2 protein-coding genes are annotated in these 1,731 nt (G+C 68.7%); both read left to right on the forward strand.

All coding sequences use genetic code 11. The features are described from left to right. Positions 1-747: electron transfer flavoprotein subunit beta/FixA family protein (locus PLC66_RS22600; protein ID WP_324544424.1), on the forward strand; the 747-nt coding region annotated here is incomplete at its 5' end. A 106-nt stretch (positions 748-853) separates the two neighbouring features. Then, positions 854-1,731: electron transfer flavoprotein subunit alpha/FixB family protein (locus tag PLC66_RS22605; protein ID WP_324544425.1), on the forward strand; the 878-nt coding region annotated here is incomplete at its 3' end.

Genomic DNA, 1,731 nt, shown 5'->3' on the forward strand with positions numbered 1-1,731 from the left:
ATGAAAATCCTCGTCGCCTACAAGCGCGTGGTGGACTTCAATGTCCGCATCCAGGTCAAGCCGGACGGGTCCGGCGTGGTCACCGAGGGCGTCAAGCTCTCGGCCAACCCCTTCGACGAGATCGCGCTGGAAGAGGCGCTGCGCCTGCGCGACAAGGGCATCGCGACCGAGGTCGTGGTCGCCACCATCGCCCCGGCCGATGCCCAGGCCCACCTGCGCAACGGCCTTGCCATGGGCGCCAACCGTGCCATCCACGTCGTCACCGACCAGGCCATCCAGCCGCTCACCGCCGCCCGGGCCCTGCTCAAGCTGGTCGAGAAGGAGTCACCGGACCTGGTGATCCTCGGCAAGCAGGCGATCGACGACGACGCCAACCAGACCGGGCAGATGCTGGCCACGCTGTGGGGCCGGCCGCAGGCGACCTTCGCCTCGAAGCTCGAGATCGAAGGCGGCAAGGCCACCGTGGTGCGCGAGGTCGACGCCGGCCTGGAGACGCTGGAGGTCGACCTGCCCGCCGTCGTCACCACCGACCTGCGCCTGAACGAGCCGCGCTTCATCAAGCTGCCCGACATCATGAAGGCCAAGAGCAAGCCGCTGGAGACGCTGCCGCTGGCCGACCTTGGCGTGGAATCCGCGGACTTCCTCAGGACCACGCACTATGCGGCGCCGGCGAAGCGCAGCAAGGGCGTGATGGTCAAGGATGCGGCCGAACTGGTCGCCGCGCTGAAGCACAAAGGCCTGCTGTAACCCCTCACACGTAGGAGCGGGCCATGCCCGCGACCGGCAGCACGCACCATGCGCCGGTACAGGTCGCGCCCATGGGGCGCTCCTACAAGATCACGGAGTGTGTGCCATGTCCAAGGTTCTCATCGTCGCCGAACACCTCGACGGCAAGCTCAACGCCTCCACCGCGCGCACGGTCAGTGCGGCGCTGGCGCTCTCGCCCGAGACGATCGACATCGTCGTGCTGGCCGCCGATCCAGGTGCCGTCGCCGCCGAGGCCGCGCAGATCGCAGGCGTGGCGAAGGTGCTTGTGATCGCCAACCCGGCCAACGCGAACGCCATCGCCCAGGTGCTGGCGCCACAGGTGGCGACGCTGGCCGCGGGCTACAGCCACGTGTTCCTGCCCAGCACCACTTTCGGCAAGGATCTCGCCCCCTGCGTGGCCGCGTTGCTCGGTGTGGCGCAGGTTTCCGACCTGATGGCGGTGGATGCCGCCCACACTTTCAAGCGCCCGATCTACGCCGGCAACGCGATCATCACCGTCGAGGCACCGAACGACCGAATCGTAGTGGCCACGGTACGCACGGCTTCGTGGCCGGAAGCGGCCAGGGGTGGCAGCGCGGCGATCGAGTCGGCGACGGTCGAGGCCGACCTGCCCACGCACACGCGCCACGTCGGCCTGGCCGCCGGCAAGTCCGACCGCCCCGACCTGCAATCGGCCCGCCGCGTGGTCTCGGGCGGTCGCGGCGTCGGCTCGAAGGAGAACTTCGAGATCATCTACAAGTTCGCCGACCGGCTCGGCGCGGCGGTGGGTGCCTCGCGCGCGGCGGTGGACGCCGGCTACGTGCCCAACGAGCTGCAAGTCGGCCAGACCGGCAAGATCATCGCCCCCGAGCTGTACGTCGCCATCGGCATCTCCGGCGCGATCCAGCACCTGACCGGGATCAAGGACGCCGGCACGATCGTGGCGATCAACAAGGACGCTGATGCGCCGATCTTCGAAGTGGC

This window comes from Thauera sp. (genome assembly GCF_035444905.1).
GTDB lineage: Bacteria > Pseudomonadota > Gammaproteobacteria > Burkholderiales > Rhodocyclaceae > Thauera.